This is a genomic window from Staphylococcus simulans (genome assembly GCF_003043455.1).
Classification (GTDB): domain Bacteria; phylum Bacillota; class Bacilli; order Staphylococcales; family Staphylococcaceae; genus Staphylococcus; species Staphylococcus simulans_A.
Genome location: NZ_PZGG01000027.1, coordinates 1 through 21,183, shown reverse-complemented (window position 1 = coordinate 21,183; position 21,183 = coordinate 1). Strand labels below are relative to the sequence as shown.

At 38.2% G+C, this 21,183-nt stretch carries 23 protein-coding genes; 2 read left to right on the top strand and 21 right to left on the bottom strand.

The annotated features are described in order from the left end of the window. The 11 genes from rnc to BU038_RS06335 form a co-directional block, all read right to left on the bottom strand. On the bottom strand, positions 1-732 hold the full coding sequence (rnc, locus tag BU038_RS06385; protein ID WP_107605321.1) for a ribonuclease III: 732 nt from the start codon (positions 730-732) through the stop codon (positions 1-3). Positions 733-867: 135 nt separating this feature from the next. Continuing rightward, a complete protein-coding gene (locus BU038_RS06380; protein WP_002480667.1) occupies positions 868-1,101 on the bottom strand; it encodes an acyl carrier protein in 234 nt (77 codons plus the stop codon). Positions 1,102-1,225: 124 nt separating this feature from the next. Continuing rightward, the gene (gene fabG / locus BU038_RS06375; RefSeq protein WP_107605320.1) at positions 1,226-1,963 is read right to left on the bottom strand and encodes a 3-oxoacyl-[acyl-carrier-protein] reductase; all 738 of its coding nucleotides are present in this window, start codon (positions 1,961-1,963) and stop codon (positions 1,226-1,228) included. Next, positions 1,956-2,882: an ACP S-malonyltransferase gene (fabD, locus tag BU038_RS06370; protein ID WP_107605319.1), complete on the bottom strand. Its 927-nt coding sequence runs from the start codon at positions 2,880-2,882 to the stop codon at positions 1,956-1,958. The genes fabG and fabD overlap by 8 nt, the downstream gene beginning before the upstream one ends. Further along, on the bottom strand, positions 2,875-3,861 hold the full coding sequence (gene plsX, locus BU038_RS06365; RefSeq protein WP_107605318.1) for a phosphate acyltransferase PlsX: 987 nt from the start codon (positions 3,859-3,861) through the stop codon (positions 2,875-2,877). Before plsX ends, fabD begins: the two co-directional genes overlap by 8 nt. Before the next feature lie 7 nt (positions 3,862-3,868). Next, positions 3,869-4,426: a transcription factor FapR gene (gene fapR / locus BU038_RS06360; protein WP_107605317.1), complete on the bottom strand. Its 558-nt coding sequence runs from the start codon at positions 4,424-4,426 to the stop codon at positions 3,869-3,871. Positions 4,427-4,603: 177 nt separating this feature from the next. Then, positions 4,604-6,658: an ATP-dependent DNA helicase RecG gene (recG, locus tag BU038_RS06355; RefSeq protein ID WP_107605316.1), complete on the bottom strand. Its 2,055-nt coding sequence runs from the start codon at positions 6,656-6,658 to the stop codon at positions 4,604-4,606. A gap of 1 nt (position 6,659) precedes the next feature. Then, on the bottom strand, positions 6,660-7,529 hold the full coding sequence (gene sdaAA / locus BU038_RS06350; RefSeq protein ID WP_107605315.1) for an L-serine ammonia-lyase, iron-sulfur-dependent, subunit alpha: 870 nt from the start codon (positions 7,527-7,529) through the stop codon (positions 6,660-6,662). A gap of 18 nt (positions 7,530-7,547) precedes the next feature. Beyond that, entirely contained in the window at positions 7,548-8,210 is a 663-nt protein-coding gene (gene sdaAB, locus BU038_RS06345) for an L-serine ammonia-lyase, iron-sulfur-dependent subunit beta (RefSeq protein ID WP_107605314.1), read from the bottom strand. A 232-nt stretch (positions 8,211-8,442) separates the two neighbouring features. Then, the gene (gene fakA / locus BU038_RS06340; RefSeq protein ID WP_107605313.1) at positions 8,443-10,089 is read right to left on the bottom strand and encodes a fatty acid kinase catalytic subunit FakA; all 1,647 of its coding nucleotides are present in this window, start codon (positions 10,087-10,089) and stop codon (positions 8,443-8,445) included. Between the two features lie 12 nt (positions 10,090-10,101). Beyond that, positions 10,102-10,476, bottom strand: coding sequence for an Asp23/Gls24 family envelope stress response protein (locus BU038_RS06335; RefSeq protein WP_002480658.1), 375 nt, complete (start codon positions 10,474-10,476; stop codon positions 10,102-10,104). A 347-nt stretch (positions 10,477-10,823) separates the two neighbouring features. On the opposite strand from BU038_RS06335, the gene rpmB reads away from it, so the two are divergent. Further along, complete coding sequence (gene rpmB / locus BU038_RS06330) at positions 10,824-11,012, top strand: 50S ribosomal protein L28 (RefSeq protein ID WP_000517908.1); 189 nt, start codon at positions 10,824-10,826, stop codon at positions 11,010-11,012. Between the two features lie 214 nt (positions 11,013-11,226). Here rpmB and BU038_RS06325 read toward each other — a convergent pair whose 3' ends face one another. From BU038_RS06325 to BU038_RS06285, 9 genes are all read right to left on the bottom strand, one after another. Beyond that, entirely contained in the window at positions 11,227-11,871 is a 645-nt protein-coding gene (locus tag BU038_RS06325; protein WP_107605312.1) for a thiamine diphosphokinase, read from the bottom strand. Positions 11,872-11,885: 14 nt separating this feature from the next. Continuing rightward, positions 11,886-12,548: a ribulose-phosphate 3-epimerase gene (gene rpe / locus BU038_RS06320; RefSeq protein WP_107605311.1), complete on the bottom strand. Its 663-nt coding sequence runs from the start codon at positions 12,546-12,548 to the stop codon at positions 11,886-11,888. Next, positions 12,548-13,423 carry a ribosome small subunit-dependent GTPase A gene (gene rsgA, locus BU038_RS06315; RefSeq protein WP_107605310.1) on the bottom strand — a complete coding sequence of 292 codons (876 nt, stop codon included), beginning with the start codon at positions 13,421-13,423 and terminating at the stop codon, positions 12,548-12,550. The genes rpe and rsgA overlap by 1 nt, the downstream gene beginning before the upstream one ends. 133 nt (positions 13,424-13,556) lie before the next feature. Next, on the bottom strand, positions 13,557-15,551 hold the full coding sequence (pknB, locus tag BU038_RS06310) for a Stk1 family PASTA domain-containing Ser/Thr kinase (RefSeq protein WP_107605329.1): 1,995 nt from the start codon (positions 15,549-15,551) through the stop codon (positions 13,557-13,559). Further along, positions 15,551-16,294: a Stp1/IreP family PP2C-type Ser/Thr phosphatase gene (locus BU038_RS06305; protein ID WP_107605309.1), complete on the bottom strand. Its 744-nt coding sequence runs from the start codon at positions 16,292-16,294 to the stop codon at positions 15,551-15,553. Before BU038_RS06305 ends, pknB begins: the two co-directional genes overlap by 1 nt. A 6-nt stretch (positions 16,295-16,300) precedes the next feature. Beyond that, positions 16,301-17,395, bottom strand: a complete 1,095-nt coding sequence (gene rlmN / locus BU038_RS06300) for a 23S rRNA (adenine(2503)-C(2))-methyltransferase RlmN (protein ID WP_107605308.1) — start codon at positions 17,393-17,395, stop codon at positions 16,301-16,303. A gap of 3 nt (positions 17,396-17,398) precedes the next feature. Next, complete coding sequence (gene rsmB / locus BU038_RS06295) at positions 17,399-18,703, bottom strand: 16S rRNA (cytosine(967)-C(5))-methyltransferase RsmB (RefSeq protein ID WP_107605307.1); 1,305 nt, start codon at positions 18,701-18,703, stop codon at positions 17,399-17,401. Continuing rightward, positions 18,703-19,635: a methionyl-tRNA formyltransferase gene (fmt, locus tag BU038_RS06290; protein ID WP_107605306.1), complete on the bottom strand. Its 933-nt coding sequence runs from the start codon at positions 19,633-19,635 to the stop codon at positions 18,703-18,705. Before fmt ends, rsmB begins: the two co-directional genes overlap by 1 nt. Then, complete coding sequence (locus tag BU038_RS06285; protein ID WP_107605305.1) at positions 19,628-20,116, bottom strand: peptide deformylase; 489 nt, start codon at positions 20,114-20,116, stop codon at positions 19,628-19,630. Before BU038_RS06285 ends, fmt begins: the two co-directional genes overlap by 8 nt. A gap of 189 nt (positions 20,117-20,305) precedes the next feature. On the opposite strand from BU038_RS06285, the gene BU038_RS06280 reads away from it, so the two are divergent. Next, a complete protein-coding gene (locus BU038_RS06280) occupies positions 20,306-20,596 on the top strand; it encodes a hypothetical protein (RefSeq protein ID WP_107605304.1) in 291 nt (96 codons plus the stop codon). Between the two features lie 50 nt (positions 20,597-20,646). Here BU038_RS06280 and BU038_RS06275 read toward each other — a convergent pair. Then, the coding region (locus BU038_RS06275) for a glycosyltransferase (RefSeq protein ID WP_142402593.1) at positions 20,647-21,183 on the bottom strand (537 nt) is incomplete at its 5' end.

Genomic DNA, 21,183 nt, shown 5'->3' with positions numbered 1-21,183 from the left:
TCATTGTTTCTGATTCATCACTTTATAAGCCTTTTCTGCGGCTTTTTGTTCTGATTCTTTCTTCGTTCTGCCTTGACCTTCAGCCACCGCTTCACCTTCTAATAACACTTCAGATGTGAAGAGACGATGATGTGCTGGACCTTCTTCATGGATTAAACGATATGTGACACTGCCTTTGTTTAAACGGTGGATATATTCTTGGAATTGTGTCTTGAAGTCAATAACACCCATTAACGCATCATCTTCCACATACGGGAAGATAACTTCTTGCGCAAATTGCCATACCACATCTAAACCTTGGTCTAAATATAACGCACCTACAAAGGCTTCAAAGGCATCTGACACTAATGAAGGACGTGTACGTCCACCTGTTTTTTCTTCACCTTTGCCTAGTAGAATTAATTCATTCAATTTGATTTTATTCGCAAATATTACAAGTGAGGGTTCACAAACGATGGTCGCGCGCATTTTAGTCAGATTCCCTTCAGGCAATCCTGGATATTTATCATATAAATAGCGTGAAACCGTCAATTCTAATACCGCATCTCCTAAGAACTCTAAGCGCTCATTGTGCGCAAGTCGGTCCATATTAAAATCGTTGATAAAACTAGAATGTGAAAATGCTTGCTGATACAGAGGTAAATGTTTATAAGCGAGATCTAACATCTCCATTTTTTGTGCAAACTTTTGATTAAAAGCATGCAGCATAGCGTCTTTCTTATGCTTGGTCAAAAGATGACCTCCTTTTAATTTTACAGAATACAACATCGCGCTGTATGCGCTTATGTGTCTCATTTTACGTGAATTTAATGCAAAACAAAAGAAAAATCTGAGTCGCTGATTAAGACGACTCAGATAATATTGTTATTATTTTTCAAGGTTGTTGATGAAGTTTACTGCGTCACCAACTGTATTGATTTTTTCAGCTTCTTCATCTGGAATTTCAGTACCGAACTCGTCTTCTAATTCCATAACTAATTCTGCGATATCAAGTGAGTCAGCGCCTAAATCATCTTTGAAAGATGCATCTTCAGTTACTTTGTCAGCATCTACACCTAAACGGTCAACGATGATATCTTTAACTTTATCGAAGTTTTCCACGTCGATTCACCTCCTTTAAAAAGCCTATACGACTCTATTATTTTCCCATTTTATCAACAAGAATACAAGTAGGGTTACCCCACAAAATAGTGTAATCCCACTACTTCTCGTGAATTAATGGTGATTATTCCATAAACATACCGCCATTAACATGAATTGTTTGGCCAGTAATGTATTTTGCTTTGTCAGAAGCTAAGAAAGCAACTGTGTTCGCAATATCTGTATCTTCGCCGAAACGGCCTAATGGAATTTGTGATTTCATTTGTTCTTTAAGGTCATCATTCAACGCATCTGTCATATCAGAAACGATAAAGCCTGGTGCAACTGCGTTCACTGTAATATTACGTGACGCAAGTTCACGTGCAGCTGTTTTCGTTAAACCGATAACCCCTGCTTTAGTCGCAACATAGTTTGCTTGTCCAGGGTTGCCGACTGCACCGACCACACTAGATAAGTTGATGATTGCACCGCTTCTTTGTTTCATCATTTGACGTGTTGCTTTTTGGATACAGTTGAACACACCTTTTAAGTTTATGTTGATTACGTCATCCCATTCTTGTTCTTTCATACGCATTAATAAGTTATCGCGTGTAATACCCGCATTGTTGACTAATACGTCTAAAGAACCGAATTGTTTTACGACTTCTTGAATCATGTCTTTAACTTCATCAGGATTAGCGACATCTGCTTGAATCGCAAAGGCTTCAACACCTTTATCCTTGATTTCTGCTACAACTGCTTCTGCTTTTTCTTTATTGCCTGCATAGTTGACTGCGACATTATAACCTTCTTCAGCTAACTGTAACGCGATACTGCGTCCAATACCTCTAGAAGCTCCTGTTACTAATGCACTTTTACTCATGTTCATTCCATCCTTTAACATCTTCGAGTGTTTGAATCGAAGTTAATTTAACGTCTCTGTTGATTTTTTTAATTAAGCCCGATAAGACTTTGCCTGGTCCGATTTCAATAAAATGATCGACACCTTGTTCAATTAAATACTCAGTTGATTTTATGAATTGAACCGGTGAATACAATTGTTTGACCATGTTTTGTTTAATCACTTCTGCGTCAGTTTCAGCTTTTGCATGATAGTTTTGAACAACCGGAATTTCAGCATCGTGCCATTCGAATTGATTGATGTAATCTTCAAAGTCTTTTTCAATGACTTGCATCATTGATGAGTGGAAAGGTCCTGACACTTTTAATGGCAAGACACGTTTCGCACCTAAATTCTTGCCTTCTTTTACAATACGATCAATCGCTGTTTTATGGCCTGATACCACGACTTGACCTGGTGAGTTGATGTTCGCTGGTTCAATAATCGAACCTTCTTCTGATAAATCTTCACAGATTTTTGCGACATCATCATAATCTAAGCCAAGTACTGCAGCCATGCTGCCGACACCGCTTGGGAAAGCTTGTGCCATTAATTCGCCTCTTTTACGGACGATTTTGACCGCATCTTCGAACGCTAATACTTTAGCTGCCACTAAACTTGAATACTCACCCAAGCTGTGCCCCATTGTGTAATCTGCTTTAATATCACCTAATGCATTTAATAATGCAATACTGTGAGTTAATAAAGCAGGTTGTGTGTTTTCAGTTTCGCCAAGTTTGCCTTCTTCATCAGTAAACATAGTTTCTAGTAAATCAAAGCCTGCTGCGTCTTGTGCAGCATCTAAAATTTCAGTTGCTTTCGTATCTTGTTGATACAAGTCTTCTGCCATGCCTACTTTTTGTGCACCTTGTCCTGGAAAAATAATCGCTGTTTTACCCATTTTGTTCACCTACCGTCTCTTTCATTACTTCAACAATCTGTTGCTCTCCTGCAATTTTCGCTTGGCGAATCGCAGAATAAAAAGCTCTCGCATTCGAACTGCCATGTGCTTTAACCACAATACCATCTAAGCCAAGTAATACAGAACCGCCATACTCAGCGTAATCCATTTTCTTGCTCATGTTGCCTAAGTCTTTCTTCAACACTAAGGCAGCTAATTTATTTTTAAAGCTTGCCATCAATGTAGACTTTAACATTTTACCGATAGATTTCGCAGTACCTTCTAGGTTCTTTAAGACCATATTACCTGTGAAACCATCAGTGACCACGACATCAGCCGCATCTTCCATTAAGGTCTTCGCTTCAACATTTCCTGAGAAATAGAATGAAGTGTCAGCTTGCATTAAATCATATGTCGCTTTCGTTAAACTGTTGCCTTTTTTTGCTTCAGTTCCGATATTTAATAATGCGACTTTCGGTGCACCGATACCGCGGATTTTCTCAGCGTAAATATTGCCGAGTTGCGCATATTGTAATAAGTGTTCCGGTTTCGCATCCGCATTCGCACCGACATCTAAGAAGACAAAGCCCTTACCAGAAACCGTCGGCAACGTTACAACCAATGCTGGACGTGCGACGCCTTTAATACGGCCGACAATAAATAAACCTGCTGACATTAAAGCACCTGTATTACCTGCTGAGACACAGCCAGAAGCTTCACCGTCTTTAACAGCTTGTGCAGCTCTGACCATTGAACTGTCTTTCTTACGTTTAATGGCACGAACCGGTTCATCTTCCATTTCGATTTTCTCTGTCGTATGACGGAAATCCAAACGGTCATGTTTCAGTGTGCACTGTGCTTCATCTCCGAATAAAATTATATGTAAATCTGGGAAGTCATTCAACGCTTGCTCTACCGCTTCTAACACGATACCCGGTGCGTCATCTCCGCCCATCATATCAATGGCTAATGTCACCATTTCGTGATCACTCCTCGTCATAATAATACATTTTAAATGTACCTTTAAATACACATTTATCTTTCACATAAGACGAAACTGCGACAGTAATATATTTCGAACCGATATCGACCACTTGCGCAAAGGCATGGACTGTATCATGCAGTTTCACTTGTTTTAAAAACGTCACTTGGCTTTCTCTTGTCAGCACCATACTCTTTTGAATCAAAGCGACACATAACGAATTCGCTTGCGCAAAAAGAATATGTCCACGTGCAATATCATTACGTGTGAAGACTGAATCTTCCGTAATATAAATCAAAGATTCCGCGGTCACATCTGGTTCTACCCGGATTAAATCTCCGATAATCTCATTACCTTCAATTGCACGAATATGCTTATAGTTGTGTTCAGCAACGGTTTTAATACGTTTACGTAATTCTGGAATCTTCAAAAACGTTCTATCTAATCTGATGGTTTGGATACTGACAGAAAATAAATCACTGAGTTCATTATCAGTCATAAAGGGGTTTTCCTGCAGTCGTTGTTTGATAGCTTCACGTCGTTCTTGTTTCTTCAACCTCATTACTTTACCCCCTAATTAGTACCAAGTCTTAAGACTACCTACATATCATATCATTTTCTCTTAAATTTGCTCAACAAAAAACACAACAGCCTAATTAAGTATAGTGTATCGAAATTAGTCTGTTGTGTCATGTATTGTTAAGCGCTTAAGCTTAGTTATGACATATTGCGTTCATTTTTAATCAAAACTTGTATGCAAGAGATTTTGTTCTACAAAGTTGCGCAAAATCGCATATTGTTCTTTAAAGAATACGCCTGATTGAATGAGTTTCGCCGCTTCATCTCTCGCAACTTCTAACATACGGTAATCTTCAACAATGTTTGCGACTAAGAAATCAGGCAGACCACTTTGTTTTACACCGAAGAAATCACCAGGACCACGCATTTCTAAGTCCCGTTCACTCAGTTCAAAGCCATCTGTCGTTTGTGTCATGATGGTCATACGTTCAATCCCTGTTTCTGTTTTAGGTGAAGCAATCAATACACAATAACTTTGATGATCACTACGACCGACACGCCCTCTTAACTGATGGAGTGTAGAGAGACCAAAACGATCTGCATCATAAATAATCATAAATGTCGCATTCGGTACGTTTACACCTACTTCGACGACAGTTGTTGAAACTAAAATATCAATTTCATGTTGATTAAAGCGATGCATCACATCATCTTTTTCATCTGCAGGCATTTTACCGTGCAGTAAACCGACACGGCCAACACCGTAATGTTGTTCCAGTGATTCATATAGCTCTACAACATTCTGCACATCTTCTAAGTGTTCTGAGCTTTCAATCAATGGACTGATCACATAAGCTTGTCTGCCTTTATTTAATTCTGCCGTCATTTGGTTGAGTACCGAATCATAGGCTTCATGTTTCGCCCACATCGTTTTAATCGGCTTACGACCTTTCGGCAATTGTTTAATAGATGAGACATCCATTTCTCCGAAAACTGAAATAGCTAGCGTTCTTGGAATCGGTGTCGCGGTCATAAAGAGCACATTGGTCATGGCACCTTTTTCACGTAACGCTTGGCGCTGATTGACACCAAAACGGTGTTGTTCGTCGGTAATGACTAAACCGACATTTTGGAATGACACATCATCTTGAATCAAAGCGTGTGTACCGATTAAACAATCAATCGTACCATTTTCAAGTTGTTCTAATAACAGTTTTCTCTTTTTACCTTTGACTGAACCTGTCAGTAAGGCCACATTCATACGATCGCCAAATAAGTCCGTTAAACTTTCCGCATGTTGTTCTGCTAATATTTCAGTCGGAACCATTAAAGCTGATTGATAGCCCGCTGTTTTTAAAGCGTACATACATAAAGCAGCTACGACAGTTTTACCAGAACCGACGTCACCTTGGAGGAGGCGGTGCATGCGAAGCGGCGCTTTCAAGTCTCTGAATATTTCGTTGACTGCAGTTTTTTGCGCGTCCGTTAATTCAAACGGTAAGCTTTCAATGAAATCTTTGACCTTCGCCAAATCATAATCAATTTCAATTGCTTCATCACTTGATTTCTCTAATCGATTCAACCACTGCATACGTAACTCAAATAAGAATAACTCAGTAAAAGCGTAAGTTCTGCGTGCTTTTAATAAGGCTGTTTTATTATCTGCGTAATGTAACGTTCTAATAGTTGAAGCTAATGATTCTAATTTATATTTTTGACGTAAATCTTCAGATAACCATTCGTTGATCTCAATATCATCTAATACTTTACGAATAATATCTCGAAGTGTCTTTTGTTTAATGCCTTCTTTAATCCGATAAACCGGTTCTAGTTGTTCACCGTCTTGTGCTTGTTCCGGCTGATTCGTCGTAAAGAGACGCATGCCATTGATTTCTTGTTTCGCACGATTCCATTTGCCTTTAATGGTCACATGGTCATGCAGATTGATTTTCTTTTTTAAATACGGTTGGTTGAAGAATACCGCTTTAACAGCGATATTATTTACCATTAAATGAACAGTGACTTTTGAACGGTTTCTGCCAAAAAAAGCGACAGTGGGCGTTGTGTAAACTTCGCCGACCACTGTCACAGTTGATTGATCTTCTGCTTCGTTTAAATCTACCACACTATTATCTTCATAGCGCACAGGTAAATAAAGCACCAAATCTTCTACGTTATAAATATTTAATTCATTTAATACCGCAATACGTTTTGGACCTAACCCTTTGATTTGGTCTAACGTATACGGTTGATCAATGAGGTTTACTTTAGACATGTTAATCACCAAATATTTGTTGTTTTAAGCGTTGGCCGGTTGGTGTTCCAGCGAGGCCGCCACGTCCTGTCTCACGCAGTGCAGAAGGCATCGTCTGCCCGATACGATACATTGCTTCTATCACTTCATCTGTCGGAATACGCGACGTCACGCCCGCAAGTGCCATATCCGCTGACACTAGCGCATTCGAAGCCCCTGCCGCATTTCTTTTTACGCAAGGCACTTCAACTAATCCCGCTACCGGGTCACATACTAAACCTAGCATATTCTTCATACAAATTGCAAAAGCTTCAGCTGATTGCTGCGGCGTGCCGCCAGCCATTTCAACCGTTGCAGCTGCAGCCATCGCAGCAGCAGAACCGACCTCTGCTTGACAGCCCCCTGACGCTCCTGAAATCGATGCGTTATTCGCAACGACAAATCCAAATGCCCCAGCCGTCAATAAGAAGTTCAACATATCACGCTGCGTAGGATTAAAACGATGCTTAATCGCAAATAATACACCCGGCACAACTCCTGCTGAACCTGCAGTCGGCGTCGCACAAATTTTCCCCATCGCTGCGTTTACTTCATTGGTCGCGACGGCTTTACTTACCGCATCTAATAAAATTGGACCTGATAAAGCTTGGCCACTTTCTAAATATTTTTTAATCAGCACTGCATCGCCACCTGTTAAACCCGTTGTAGAAGTCACTCCGTTTAAGCCTTCTTCTAACGCATTTTCCATCGTTTTAAAATGATGTGACATCCCTGCATACACTTCTTCAGCTGTCGCACCCGTCACGTCCATTTCTTGCTCTAACATAATTTCATGAATCGCTTTGCCTTCATTTTCACATCTCTTTACTAATTCCTCTACTGTTTGAAACATCTTAATCCCCCTCTCTTTCTAATCTTCCATTAAGGATACTGCTGTGACATCATTGACCATGCGAATTTGATCTAAGATCGCTTCATCCGGTCTTTCATCTAACTCGCACGTCATTAAAGCAGAATCACCTTTTTCTTTACGCGCCACTTGCATAGAACCGACATTAATACTGGCTTCACCTAAAATATTCGTAACACGTCCAATCGTGCCGAAGGTATCTCGATGAAAGACTAATAACGTCGGATAGTTACCTGAGATACTGATTGGGAAACCATTAATTGCGACAATTTCTATTTTACCGCCGCCGATTGATACACCCTCTACAGATAACGTTTGATCACCTTTCGTCATACTTAATACCGTCGTATTCGGATGCGGTTTATCCTCGTGCATAGAAATAAAGTTAACCGTCATGCCTAATTCTTCTGCAGTCTGTAAACTCGTCTTAATACGGTCATCATCGGTATCGTAACCAAGCAGTCCCCCAACTAACGCAACATCTGTCCCATGACCTTGATAGGTTTCCATAAACGAACCATATAAATAAATATCAACACGTTCTGGTAAATCCCCAAATAACTCACGCGCAACCATCCCGATTCTGACTGCTCCTGCTGTATGTGACGATGAAGGTCCGACCATTGTCGGCCCGATAATTTCAAAGACACTTTTAAATTTCATATCAATTCCCCCTTACATCTTTTTTGATTATTGCAACTATTTTAAATATTATAACAATTATTCTCATAAATAAGCACTTATTTTTACACTAACCTTACAAAACTTTTGTATTTCATCGTTTTTGTCATGCACAAACTATAATGTTTCTATATTTATGCTTACACACAGAAAAATCCACTTAGACCATGTCTAAGTGAATTTTTGTATATGATACTTTATATAATTTTCAACGTTATTCTACAGAGAATAAATAGGGATAGATCGGTTGATCGCCGACTTGTTCGTCGACTTCTGCATCAGGATATGTTTCTTCTAACCATTCTGTTAAAGCTTCAGTTGTTTCTGCATCAGCATCTTCACCTGTAATTACAGTAACGATTTCAGTTTCATCGTCCATCATATCAGCTAATAATGCTTTGGCCGCTTCTAATTTCGTCTTCTGACTTGAAACAATTTTACCTTCTTTAAGGCCCATAAATTCGCCTTCTTTGATTTCTACACCATCAATTGTGGTATTACGTACAGCGTTCGTAATAGAACCAGAAGTCACATCTTCTAATGCTTGTGTCATATTAGATTGATTATCTTCTAATGACGCATCTGGTAAATATTGGAACATCGCCGCAATCCCTTGTGGAATAGATTTCGTCGGAATAACCACTGTTTCAGCTTCAACAATCTCAGCTGCTTGATCACTCGCCATTTGAATATTTTTGTTGTTCGGCAAGATAATGGCTTTTTTCGCACCAGATTGTTGAATCACTTTAACGATATCTTCAGTTGATGGATTCATTGTTTGTCCGCCATTAATAATAGACGTTGCACCCATTGATTTGAAGATGTCTGAAATACCATTACCCATAGAAATCGCAATAATCGCAGTTTCTACTTGCGTTGTTTCATCGTTAGATTTTTGTTTTTCTTTATTGACCACATTGCGGTGTTGTTCACGCATATTTTCAGCTTTGACTTTAATCAATTCACCGTATTCTTGGCCATAGTTGAAGACTTCACCTGGATGTTCAGAGTGCACATGCACTTTCACAATTTCATCATCATTGATGACAAGTAAAGAATCTCCGAATTTAGACATGTCTTCACGGAATTGCTGCTCATTGAACGGACGTTTATGTTTATCAAAACGTACCATCATTTCCGTGCAGTAACCATAGACGATATCTTCTGTATTAATGACACCGTGGAAATCATGTTCGTCATTCACAAATGTTTCAGTATCTAGTTTTGGTTTCGTCGCTTCGACTTTTTCACCTTTCATCGCTACTAAGAAGCCTTCATAGACACACATTAAACCTTTACCGCCACTGTCGACTACGCCGACTTCTTTTAGTACTGGTAATTGGTTCGGTGTGTTTTCTAAGGCAACTTGACCATATGCGATAATTGCTTCTAAGACTTCTACACAGTCTTCAGTCGATTGTGCTTTTTCAACACCGGCTTTAGCCGCTTCTTTCGCAACCGTTAAAATTGTCCCTTCTACCGGTTTCATGACTGCTTTATAAGCTGTTTCAATACCCGCTTCAAAGCTTTCTGCGAAGGCTTTCGCATCTAGTGTTTCCAAGTCTTCCATATTCTGACAGAAGCCTCTGAAAATTTGTGATAAAATCACGCCTGAGTTCCCGCGGGCACCCATTAATAAGCCTTTAGAAAATGTCTTTCCTAAGGCCCCGATGTGATGTGAAGCATTTTGTTCGACTTCTTCTCTCCCAGAAGTCATCGTAAGATTCATGTTCGTCCCTGTGTCGCCATCTGGCACTGGATAAACATTTAATGCATTGACTAGCTCTGCATTATTCGATAAATTTTGTGCCCCTTGGATCACCATGTCGGCAAATAATTTACCATCTATTTTGCTGATCATCATGTCTTCCTCCTAATGTTTCTTGCCATAATTATTCATACGTACACCCTGTACATAAATGTTGATTGAATTGACTTTCAAGTTTAAAGTTTTTTCCAAAGTATATTTAACAGTAGATTGTACATTATTTGCTACTTCAGATATCTTAATGCCATAACTTACTATAATATACATATCAACGTCAATTGCTTTGTCATTTGAACGCACTACAATTCCGCGTGCATAATTTTCATGACCTAAAATTTCCGCAATGCCGTCTCTGACTTGTTGTTTGGATGCCATTCCGACAATACCATAACATTCTACGGCTTTACCACCTACTACTGAAGCGATCACGTCGTTGGAAACGTCAATATTGCCGTATTCATTGGTAATTTCTAATGTCATTATGAGTTCCTCCTTAAATATAGGTCTAATCAGTTAAGATTCATGTTTTGTATTCATTACTTACTATTATATAATGAATAGCACAATTATGCCTTTTAAATGCCGGATTTTACTCTTGGCCCATCCTTATAAAATCATTGCGTGGTTATAAGTCCACGTCGCCGCTTTTTAATAAAAACGCATACATAGACATTTACAAATTATAACACAATTTTGTTCCTTGTTTAGAATAACTTAAAATATTCTTGAAAGCTATAATTTTTGGTTGCCAATCTGGAAAATTTATGCTAAATTAGGAAAGTATATCATAAGTCAGTGTGTTTATATTTATTAAAGGAGGTACTTTCATGGGTAAACAATGTTTCGTAACAGGTCGTAAAGCTTCGACTGGTAATCGTCGTTCACACGCTTTAAACTCTACTAAACGTAGATGGAATGCTAACCTTCAAAAAGTTAGAATCCTAGTAGACGGAAAACCTAAAAAAGTTTGGGTTTCTGCACGTGCTTTAAAATCTGGTAAAGTAACTAGAGTTTAATAAATATTAAGCACATGACAAAAACGACTCGTATGTGGCGGGTCGTTTTTTTCTTGTCTTAAAACAGTTTTTGTCTTTTAATTTTATATAGTAAGGAAAAAGCAGCTGATAGGATGTTACTCATACCTTGTCAGCTGCTTTTCTTATTATTTTGACATGCTAGCTTTCAAATAAAGAAAGTGTGTCGTTATAGTATTGAACATCAATGTTAAAACTAATGTTGTGCATCTCTGCTTCTGATAGCTAAGATACCGCCAGATTCTACGTCGATTGTGCCTCGGTATGCTTCAATTTCATTTGAAATGGTTAAGGTTGAGCCTTGGTAGAGTGTTTGGTTTTGAAGCGGATATTTAAACCCTGTCAGAGAAATCACAGTATTTGGTTTTTGCGGCACAAAGGATACATAAGGTAAATGCTTATCATATGTCATATGATACTCGCCTTTTTCTAAATAAGAAATTTCGTTATTGTTGTCAATAATGCGAATGACAACGCCTGCTTCTACATATTCCGGCACTTGCAGTAATTGTACGGCACCTAGGAAATGATCCAATCTGCCGCCCGTCGCGCCATAAATATCAATTTCATCAAAGCCGCATTCTACTGCTTCTTTGACACCTAAACCTAAATCAGTATCGGCTTTTTCAGCTTTAACTGGATTAATATCTAGTTTTGTTTTTAATTCAGCACGTTCCTCATCTGACACTGAATCAAAATCGCCTAATGAGAAAATCGGTTCAATCTCATGCTCTATTAAAATTAAAGCGCCACGATCAATACCGCCCCACTCTTCTTCTGATTTATCTTCTAATAAATGTTTCGGTAAATGACGATCGCCGCATAGTAAGTTAATCTTCATAGTGTCACCCTGCCTCATTCAGATGGTTGTGCTGTTGATTTTAATGCTTCAACAACAGATTGATAACTTGCTTGTTTAAAGAAATAAGAACCTGTCACAAGCATCGTCGCACCCGCTTCGACACATTTCTTGCCAGTAATCGCGTTAATACCGCCATCCACTTCAATATCGAAGTCTAAATTAAATTTTTCTTTGAATGCTTGTAATGCAGCCACTTTCTCTACACTATTCGAGATAAACGCTTGGCCGCCAAATCCTGGATTCACAGTCATAATCAATACATAATCAACATCATGTAAAATCGGTTCAATTGCGGCTACAGAAGTTCCTGGATTAATGACTACACCTGCTTTAGCACCATGTGTATGAATCAGTTGAATCGCACGATGAATATGCGGTGTCGCCTCAAAATGAACTGAAATCATGTCCGCACCTTTAGATGCGAATTCTGCGATATAGGCTTCTGGATTTTCAATCATCAGATGCACATCAATCGGTAAATCTGTGCCCGCATTTACAGCTTCTAAAATAGGAATACCAATTGAAATGTTCGGCACAAATTGACCATCCATCACGTCAAAATGCACACCATCAACACCTGCTGCTTCTAAATCCTTCAATTCTTGTTTTAAGTTTAAAAAGTCCGCTGATAAAAGGGATGGAAATACTTTAACCATTAATATCTTTCCTTTCGTGCTGCAATCTCTTCAAATAATTGTACATAATGCGCATAGCGGAATTCCGCAATATTGCCTGCTTCGACTTGCGCTTTCACATTACATTTCGGCTCTTTGATATGATTACAATTTCTGAACTTGCAGTCTTGTCCGTATTCTTGAATCTCTAAAAAATAATCTTTGACTTCATCTTTTTGAATATGATCAAAATCAAGGGCACTAAAGCCAGGCGTATCTGCCACAAAGCCATGATGACGTTCAAATAACTCCACATGACGTGTTGTATGCTTTCCTCGATTTAATGATTTTGAGATTTGATTTGTTTCTAATTGTAAATCAGGACGATATGCATTTAATAAAGTCGATTTACCTACACCAGATTGACCGCTCAATACTGCTAAACCATCGCCCCATGCATCGAATATCGCTTTCACATCATCATCTTTACCGACAAATTGCGTTTGATAGCCAATTGCTTGGTAAACCGCTAAATCTTGTTCTATTTGTGCGATTTGAGCTTCTGATGCCATATCTTTTTTCGTAACCACAATACGTGGTCTCAATTCATACGAATGTCCAATGACTAAAAAACGATCGACTAATTGTGTTGAAAAATTAGGTTCGACTGCACTCATCACAATGATTAAATGGTCAATATTACTGACAGGCGGTCTTTTCAATTCATTTTGACGTTCATGCACGTGATGAATATAGCCTTCTGTCACATTTTCAATTTCAAAATCTACAATATCTCCGACAATCGGAGAGAATTTTTTCTTTCGGAATAGGCCGCGCGGTTTCGTGTCAAAGAGCTCACCTTCTGAGTCCACACGATACACACCGCTGATCGACTTGATTATACGTCCTGTTCTCACCGAGACACCTCTCTTATTTCGTTCATTTTCTCTTATACATTATACCAAACGTTCCCTTAATAAACGAACGGATTGAAACAAAGAAAATCCCATCTCAGTTCAATTTAATGAATGAGATAGGATTTTAAGTTAATTAGTCATATGCGACATCTTTATCTGCGACAATTTTATCATCTACGCGCACAGTATAACCAGCAGTTTTGCCTTTTTCAATTTTTAGTGGAATTGAAATCGAACGACTGCTGTTGATTTGAAACGTTTGAACTGCAGCATTACCGTCATGATCTTTATCTCTGACAAAGACTTCTACTTTCTGACGTTCTTTGTCCTCACCAGAATAAGGGACTTGAACTGTTTGTGTCACATCTTTCACAGATGAATTTTCATCTGCTTTATCTTCATCTTTTCCATCATCTTTTCCTAATGACACCACAAACGTGACAGTTGAATCTTCATCAATCGATTTACTCTTAGGTGATTGAGAAATGATTTTACCTTTTTCTACTTTATCACTGTGTACTTCTTTTTCTTTCACTGGTTTCAAGCCTTTATCTTGCAGTTCTTTTTCTGCTTTGTCATAGCTTTCGCCTGTATAGTCTTTGACGTACACTTGTTTCACACCTAAAGATTCAGTTAAGACGATATGTGTATCATTAATCGGTACTTCTGTATCAGCCGCAATGTTTTGATTTTCAATCAAACCACGTTCTAATTTAGTTTTAGAATATGCTTGTTCAACTGAAATGTGTTTAAAGCCGAGTTCATCTAGTAACTTCAATGCTTCTGATTTACTCGTACCATATAAGTTAGGCATTTGCGCTTTTTGCGGTCCTTTAGATAACACGATATTGACTGTACCATGTTCTTCTACACGCTCACCTGGCGCTGGATCTGTCGTGATAATTTGATTTTCTTGATACTTATCACTATAGGCACGTTTGGTTTTTCCGACTTTAATGTGATGTTCTTTTAAAATCTGTTCTGCTTGTGCTTCTGTTTTACCGCGCAAGTCTGGTGTTTCAATATATTTATTTCCTAATAAGCCGTACGCAATGAAGCTGATTAAACTAATCAGCAATAAGGCAAAGATTAAAGCGAAGAAAAACTTTTTCTTTTTAGAGCGTCGTTTTTTAGGTACTTCATAAACCGGCCCTTCTGTACTTTGGAAGCGTTGTTGATTCACAATCGGTATTTCCATCGTTTGATGAATCGGTTCATTATCTTTAGTTTCTTTTGCGATGGCTGCTTTATCAATCGCAATGGTTTTTGTATCTGCTTCATCTGAAACATAAGGTGTTTCATCTTCACGACATTTTTCTAACGCACTGCTTAAATCCCTCTGCATACTTTCAATATCTTGATAGCGTTTGTCTCTATCTTTTTCAGTCGCTTTTAAAATGACGTTACTGAGTGCTTGCGGGATATTAGGTCGGATATCTGTCGGGTTCGGCATTTGGTCATGAATATGTTTGATTGCGATACTGACAGCTGTTTCTCCGGTGAATGGCGGTTCACCGACTAACATTTCATATAAGACAATCCCAATTGAATAGATGTCCGTACGTTTGTCTGTCGCTTCACCCTTCGCTTGTTCAGGTGAAAGATATTGCACAGTACCGAGCACATGGCTGGTTTGGGTCATGGCTGTTTCACTTAACGCTTTAGCAATACCGAAGTCTAAGATTTTTAAAGTCTTATGTCGGTCTACTAAAATATTTTGAGGTTTAATATCTCTATGTACGATTCCCATTTCATGTGCATGTTGAATGCCTTCAAGTATTTGTTGGGCGAAGTTGACCGCTGTTTCAATACTTAAAGGACCATGTGTTTTTATATATTCGGAGAGTGTCGGACCTTCGATATATTCCATCACTAAATAGAAATATTCGTGGCCTTCTCCGACATCTTTGACACTTACAACATTATCATGTGAGAGACGAGATGTGTTATGTACTTCACGTTCAAATCGTCTCACCATGTCTTCTTTTTCATGTGGCGCAATATGAATCATTTTTACCGCAACTTTGCGCTCTAAGATTAAGTCCTCAGCGAGATAGACATTGCTCATGCCGCCTCCGCCTAAGAATTCTATAATCTTATAACGTTCGCTGATTGTTGAACCGATCATCATACGCGGTCACCTTCTATTTCTGCCAATACGAAGCTGACGTTATCGGTTGAATCATAGGCTTGTGCTAAATCCAACAAGGCTTGACCTTGTGTTTCAAGCGGTAAATCTTGATTCAGTTGTTCTTGGATTAAATGCGGACGGACAAAGTCTGTTAAGCCGTCTGAATTTAATAATAAGTAATCATTGAAGTTCAAACGCTTCACATAAATATCAGCGACCACGAATTTATCGGTACCCATCACTTTGGTAATGATATTACGCTGTGGATGGGTAAAGGCTTCTTCTTCTGTAATTTGTCCTGTCATCACAAGATGATTGACAAATGAATGGTCGCTCGTGATTTGTTCGATTTCACGGCTGTTGATGAGATAAGCACGTGAGTCGCCGATGTTGGCGATGATGACGCGCTTATCGTAAATCAGTGCGACGACTGCAGTGGTACCCATGCCTCTGAAATCTTCGTTTGCGGCGGCGTAGTTAAAGAGTTCTCGGTTGATAAGTTGGAGCGTGCTGCGTAGCCATTCTTCGGCTTGAGATTCTTCGACAAGGTTCTCTTGTTCGAAGATTTCTTGGAAGCGGTTGACTACGAATTGACTCGCAACTTCGCCTGCTTTATGGCCGCCCATACCGTCGCATAAAACCAACAGCTGCTGATCAGTCATGTTGTAGAAGATGCCGCCAGCATCTTCGTTCTTCTCCCTATGGTGTCCTGTGTCTGTAAAAAATTGTGCATTTAACATAGGTTCCTACCTCGTTTCTACTTGACGTTCCTTCGCTCTTAATTGTCCGCATGCGGCATCGATATCTGAGCCTTGGTTACGTCTGATTGTCGCATTAATACCTAAACGTTTGAGTTCTTTTTCAAACTTAAAGATATCTTCTTTAGATGTCTTCACATAATTTCTTTCAGGAACATGGTTCACTGGAATCAAGTTGACGTGACAATTTAAACCTTGGATTAAATGTGCCAGTTCTCTCGCATGTGTCAGTTGGTCGTTGACACCGCCGAATAAACCATACTCAAATGTAATACGACGATTTGTTTTTTCTTGATAGTATTGGATTGCTTCCATTAATTTATCAATTGAATATGCACGGTTGATCGGCATTACTTTAGAACGAATTTCATCATTCGCCGCATGTAAGCTGACCGCAAAGTTGATTTGAATTTCTTCATCTGCGAAGTCATAAATTTTAGGAATAATGCCTGATGTAGATACCGTGATATGACGTGCACCGATATTTAAACCGTTGTCGTGATTAACAATTTTTAAGAAGTCCATCATTTCATCATAGTTCTCAAACGGCTCACCAATACCCATGATTACGATTGAAGAGACACGCTCATCTGTCGCATCTAAGGCTTTTTGAACAGTAAGCACTTGTGCTACGATTTCTCCTGCTTCTAGGTTTCGTTTCAAACCGCCTAGCGTAGATGCACAGAATGTACATCCGATACGACAACCCACTTGTGTTGTCACACAGACAGAATTACCGTATTCATGACGCATTAACACGGTTTCAATTGTATAACCGTCTTGTAATTCAAATAAGAACTTGATTGTCCCGTCACGGCTTTCTTGTTTAACGGCTGTTTCTAAAGTCGTGATTGTAAAGTTGTCTTTTAATAATGCGCGCAAGTCTTTAGATAAGTTTGTCATTTCGTCGATTGTATCGACACGTTTTTCATAGAGCCATTCAAAGATTTGTTTTGCTCTGAATTTCTGTTGGCCATGTTCGACTAACCACGCTTGCATCTCTTCATAGCGTAGTGAATAAATTGATTGCTTTTCAAAATCAGGAAGAAAACGATTCTTTTTCTTCTTTTGAGGTGTAATCATGAATTAACTTTCCTTTCTTCTAATCTTTGTAATAAAGAAACCATCTGAATCAAAGTCTTGCGGTAAGATTTGTAAGGTCTTTACTTCCTCTCCTGTTCTAGGATGTGGGAATGGTTCAAATTCAAAGTCTTTGTTTTGTTTTAAAAATGTATAAATCACATTTTCATTTTCCATCTGTTCTATTGTACATGTTGAATAGACAATCACGCCACCCGGTTTTACAGAATCTTTAATATTATTCATAATTTCTAACTGTAAGTCGACTAATCCATCGACAGTTTCCGGATTTTGTGTATATTTAATTTCTGGTTTATGGCGTAACACACCTAAACCGCTACATGGAGCATCCACTAAAATTTTATCATACTTTGCGTCATATGGCTTTGTCGCATCGTGTTGAAACGCTGTGACGTTCTTCAAACGCAACTTACGAATATTATGATCTATTAAATCAATTTTATGTTCATGAATATCTGTCGCATCGACATGACCAGTGCCTTGTAATAATTCAGCAGTTTGACACGCTTTACCTCCCGGTGCACTACAAGCATCTAAAATCGTTTCACCTTCAACCGGTGCTAGAATTTCAGCTACAAACATAGAGCTTTTATCCTGAATAGAAACATAACCATCTTTAAATGCTCGGCTCTCTACCACCGGACGTCCTGACACGTGTAAACAATAGTTAATATCGTTATCTTGCGTTACTTCGTATTCTTCTTTTTCTAAGCGTGCTATCGCATCTTCAATTATTGTTCTATGTGTATTAACGCGTACCGTTTGACCTGGGCGTTCAAGCAATGACTGGGCGATGGCTTCAGTTGTTTCTAAACCAAAATGTGTCACCCAATGTTTAACAATCCATTTCGGTAAACTGTACATAATCGCAATACGTTGTTGATCATTTTCAATATCTGCAGGGTTTGGTAAGTCACTGCGCATCATATTACGTAAAATACCATTCACAACCTTACTATTATGCAGTCCGCCACGTTGTTTCGTAATTTCTACTGCTTCGTTAATAATTGCGTGGTCTGGAATTTTATCTAAATATTGATATTGATAGATACTCATCCAAAGTAAACGACGCATCCAACCTTTGATTTTTGTTTTGACAAACGGTTTCAAATAATAATCTAGTGTATATTGATGTTTCAATGTACCATAGACTAATTCCGTTAATAAGCCTTTATCAGCTCTGCTCAATTCATTTTCTTTTAAAACTTCATTAATCTTTAAGTTACTGTACGCTTTGTCTTGGATAATTGCTTGTAATGTGTCAAATGCGAGTGTTCTCACTGTCTGCATTAATTTAATTCCTTCCCAACTAAGTCATCTTGGTAGCCGCTTAAGAAGTTCGCAGTCGGCATACGTTTTTTACCTGATAATTGAATATCTGTTAACGCAATCGCATCTGATGAACCTGTACCGACAATAATAGCTTTCTTAGTCGTTTCAATAATTTCACCTGGTTTGCCTGCTTTTTCTTCTACTATATGTGCTTTATATAACTTCATATTTTTATCATCTAATTTTGTATATGCGACTGGCCATGGAGATAAACCACGAATATGGTTGTAAATATCTTGTGCAGACTCTGACCAATCAATGCGTTCATCTTCACGACTGATATTAGATGCGAATGTCGCTTCGTCTTCATTTTGTTCAATACGGTCATTTGTTCCATTAATAATTTCTGGTAATGTTTTCGCAAGTAAGTCTGCACCTAAGAAACTTAATTTATCGTGCATAGAACCTACATCATCATTCGCTTCGATATCAATGGCTTGTTGTGAAATGATATCGCCTGCATCTAGTTTTGGTGCCATATACATAATCGTAACGCCTGTTTCTTTTTCACCATCAATAATGGCTTGATGAATCGGTGCACCACCACGGTATTTAGGCAACAATGAAGCATGTACATTAATCGCACCTAAACGCGGCGCATCTAATAATGCTTTCGGTAAAATTTGGCCGAAGGCTGCTGTCACGATTAAGTCTGGTTTTAAATCAATTAACGTTTGTAAGTCTTCTGATTGTGAAATCTTTTCAGGTTGATAGACTTCAATGCCATTTTGTAATGCGACTTCTTTTACTGGTGGTGGTGTCATGACACGCTTACGTCCAACTGGACGATCCGGTTGTGTCACAACCGCAATCACATCTTCTTTTGCGATTAACATTTCTAATACTTTTGTGGAGAAATCTGGTGTTCCCATAAATATAATTCTACTCATCTTCTAAATACGCCTCCAATTCTTCTTCAGTCAATTGTTTTTCCATCTTGTCTGTAAAAGGCACGCCGTTTAATTGATCTATAATATGAAGAATCATGCGTGCAATATCATCATATGCGGTTAATTCTACTGTATTGCCTTCAACATCGTTACTTTGAACGACAATCATTTGACTGCGGGTGACTGTCCCAAAAACATCTGGAAACGATACGTCGCCTTCTAATTCAGTCACTTTTGTTTCTGATTCGCTGATAATACGTGGATTGATTAATTGAAGCAATCCATCCGCTTCCATATCGATAATCGCTGCTTGTTGCGAAACCCCAATTTGTGGTGCACACAAAGCAGATGCTTCTGTTTCATATAAAGTATCCTCTATATCTAATAATAACTGTTTCAACTGACTATCAAACGTTTTAACATCCTTTGCTTGTTGACGCAATATTGCGCTTGATGCAGACACTAAAGGTTTCACTGCCACTTTCATCGACTCCTTAAAAAATTCATCTAATCATTATATCGTAAATCACTCAGAAAAGCGATACATCCACAAAAACAAACAACAATTTCCCAATAAAATTAAGATTTAAAACAAAACAAAATGGGTAAAGTATTAATATTGTATAAATTTAGGGTTTATACGCGTATTGATTAAAGGTGGTGAATATTCTTGGATGATATCACACGTGATCAGGCATTCATCGTTGCAGTATTGTATAAATATTATACAGAAAAACGCAACGCTGATATGACACCTGAACAAGCGAATGATTTCAAGGATTCTTATTCATTACAAGAAAACTATTTCTGTGATAAGGATCGAGACACATTCTTAGACGATTTGAAAGTCTTATTTGATAAAGGTTATGTAGACGGTAAATGGGACGGCACTAAAATCAATGATGTTCGCTTATCAGATAAAGGTTTCGATGAAGTGAACACGAACTTATTAAGTAAATAGAACAAACAGTAAAGCACATCTCAAGCGAGTGAGATGTGCTTTGTTTAATTTTATCTTTCAATAACCTCTATTAACTTGTTAGTAAGATTTTCAAAATCAAAGTTGATAGATTGCTGTTTTGAATTTTCCCCTTGTGTTCTCGCTTCGTTTTCATTTTGAGCAAGATCAACTAAAGCTTTAGCAACTTCTTCTGGTGTTTGGTTTTTTGCACAGTAACCACAATTTTCTTTCTCAATTACACTGTATCCAGTCGAATAAGTTTGAATAATGGGTCTACCTGCTGCCAAATATTCAAACAATTTATTTTGACTCTGTCCATATTTATCTAAGTTAGTACTACGATTGTGAAGGATATTACCATAAGAGCTTTTCAAAATAAAGGGAACATATTTTTTATGTACTTTTCCTTTGAATATTATATTAGATAATTTCAATTTACTTACTTTTTCTTCTAAATTAGTTTTTTCGTCACCATCGCCATAAATAAGAATTCTTATGTTTGAATTTGGATATTTTTCGTCTAATATTTGTGCAACATCTACTAAAAACGATAAGTAGTTTACTTTTCTTATTGATCCAGTATATAC

Excerpts from the sequence above, each read along its gene's own strand:
- fabG (WP_107605320.1), bottom strand. The coding sequence starts at position 1,963 with ATGAGTAAAAGTGCATTAGTAACAGGAGCTTCTAGAGGTATTGGACGC.
- fabD (WP_107605319.1), bottom strand. The coding sequence starts at position 2,882 with ATGGGTAAAACAGCGATTATTTTTCCAGGACAAGGTGCACAAAAAGTA.
- plsX (WP_107605318.1), bottom strand. The coding sequence starts at position 3,861 with ATGGTGACATTAGCCATTGATATGATGGGCGGAGATGACGCACCGGGT.
- fapR (WP_107605317.1), bottom strand. The coding sequence starts at position 4,426 with ATGAGGTTGAAGAAACAAGAACGACGTGAAGCTATCAAACAACGACTG.
- recG (WP_107605316.1), bottom strand. The coding sequence starts at position 6,658 with ATGTCTAAAGTAAACCTCATTGATCAACCGTATACGTTAGACCAAATC.
- sdaAA (WP_107605315.1), bottom strand. The coding sequence starts at position 7,529 with ATGTTTCAAACAGTAGAGGAATTAGTAAAGAGATGTGAAAATGAAGGC.
- sdaAB (WP_107605314.1), bottom strand. The coding sequence starts at position 8,210 with ATGAAATTTAAAAGTGTCTTTGAAATTATCGGGCCGACAATGGTCGGA.
- fakA (WP_107605313.1), bottom strand. The coding sequence starts at position 10,089 with ATGATCAGCAAAATAGATGGTAAATTATTTGCCGACATGGTGATCCAA.
- BU038_RS06335 (WP_002480658.1), bottom strand. The coding sequence starts at position 10,476 with ATGACATTAGAAATTACCAATGAATACGGCAATATTGACGTTTCCAAC.
- rpmB (WP_000517908.1), top strand. The coding sequence starts at position 10,824 with ATGGGTAAACAATGTTTCGTAACAGGTCGTAAAGCTTCGACTGGTAAT.
- BU038_RS06325 (WP_107605312.1), bottom strand. The coding sequence starts at position 11,871 with ATGAAGATTAACTTACTATGCGGCGATCGTCATTTACCGAAACATTTA.
- rpe (WP_107605311.1), bottom strand. The coding sequence starts at position 12,548 with ATGGTTAAAGTATTTCCATCCCTTTTATCAGCGGACTTTTTAAACTTA.
- pknB (WP_107605329.1), bottom strand. The coding sequence starts at position 15,551 with ATGATCGGTTCAACAATCAGCGAACGTTATAAGATTATAGAATTCTTA.
- BU038_RS06305 (WP_107605309.1), bottom strand. The coding sequence starts at position 16,294 with ATGTTAAATGCACAATTTTTTACAGACACAGGACACCATAGGGAGAAG.
- rlmN (WP_107605308.1), bottom strand. The coding sequence starts at position 17,395 with ATGATTACACCTCAAAAGAAGAAAAAGAATCGTTTTCTTCCTGATTTT.
- rsmB (WP_107605307.1), bottom strand. The coding sequence starts at position 18,703 with ATGCAGACAGTGAGAACACTCGCATTTGACACATTACAAGCAATTATC.
- fmt (WP_107605306.1), bottom strand. The coding sequence starts at position 19,635 with ATGAGTAGAATTATATTTATGGGAACACCAGATTTCTCCACAAAAGTA.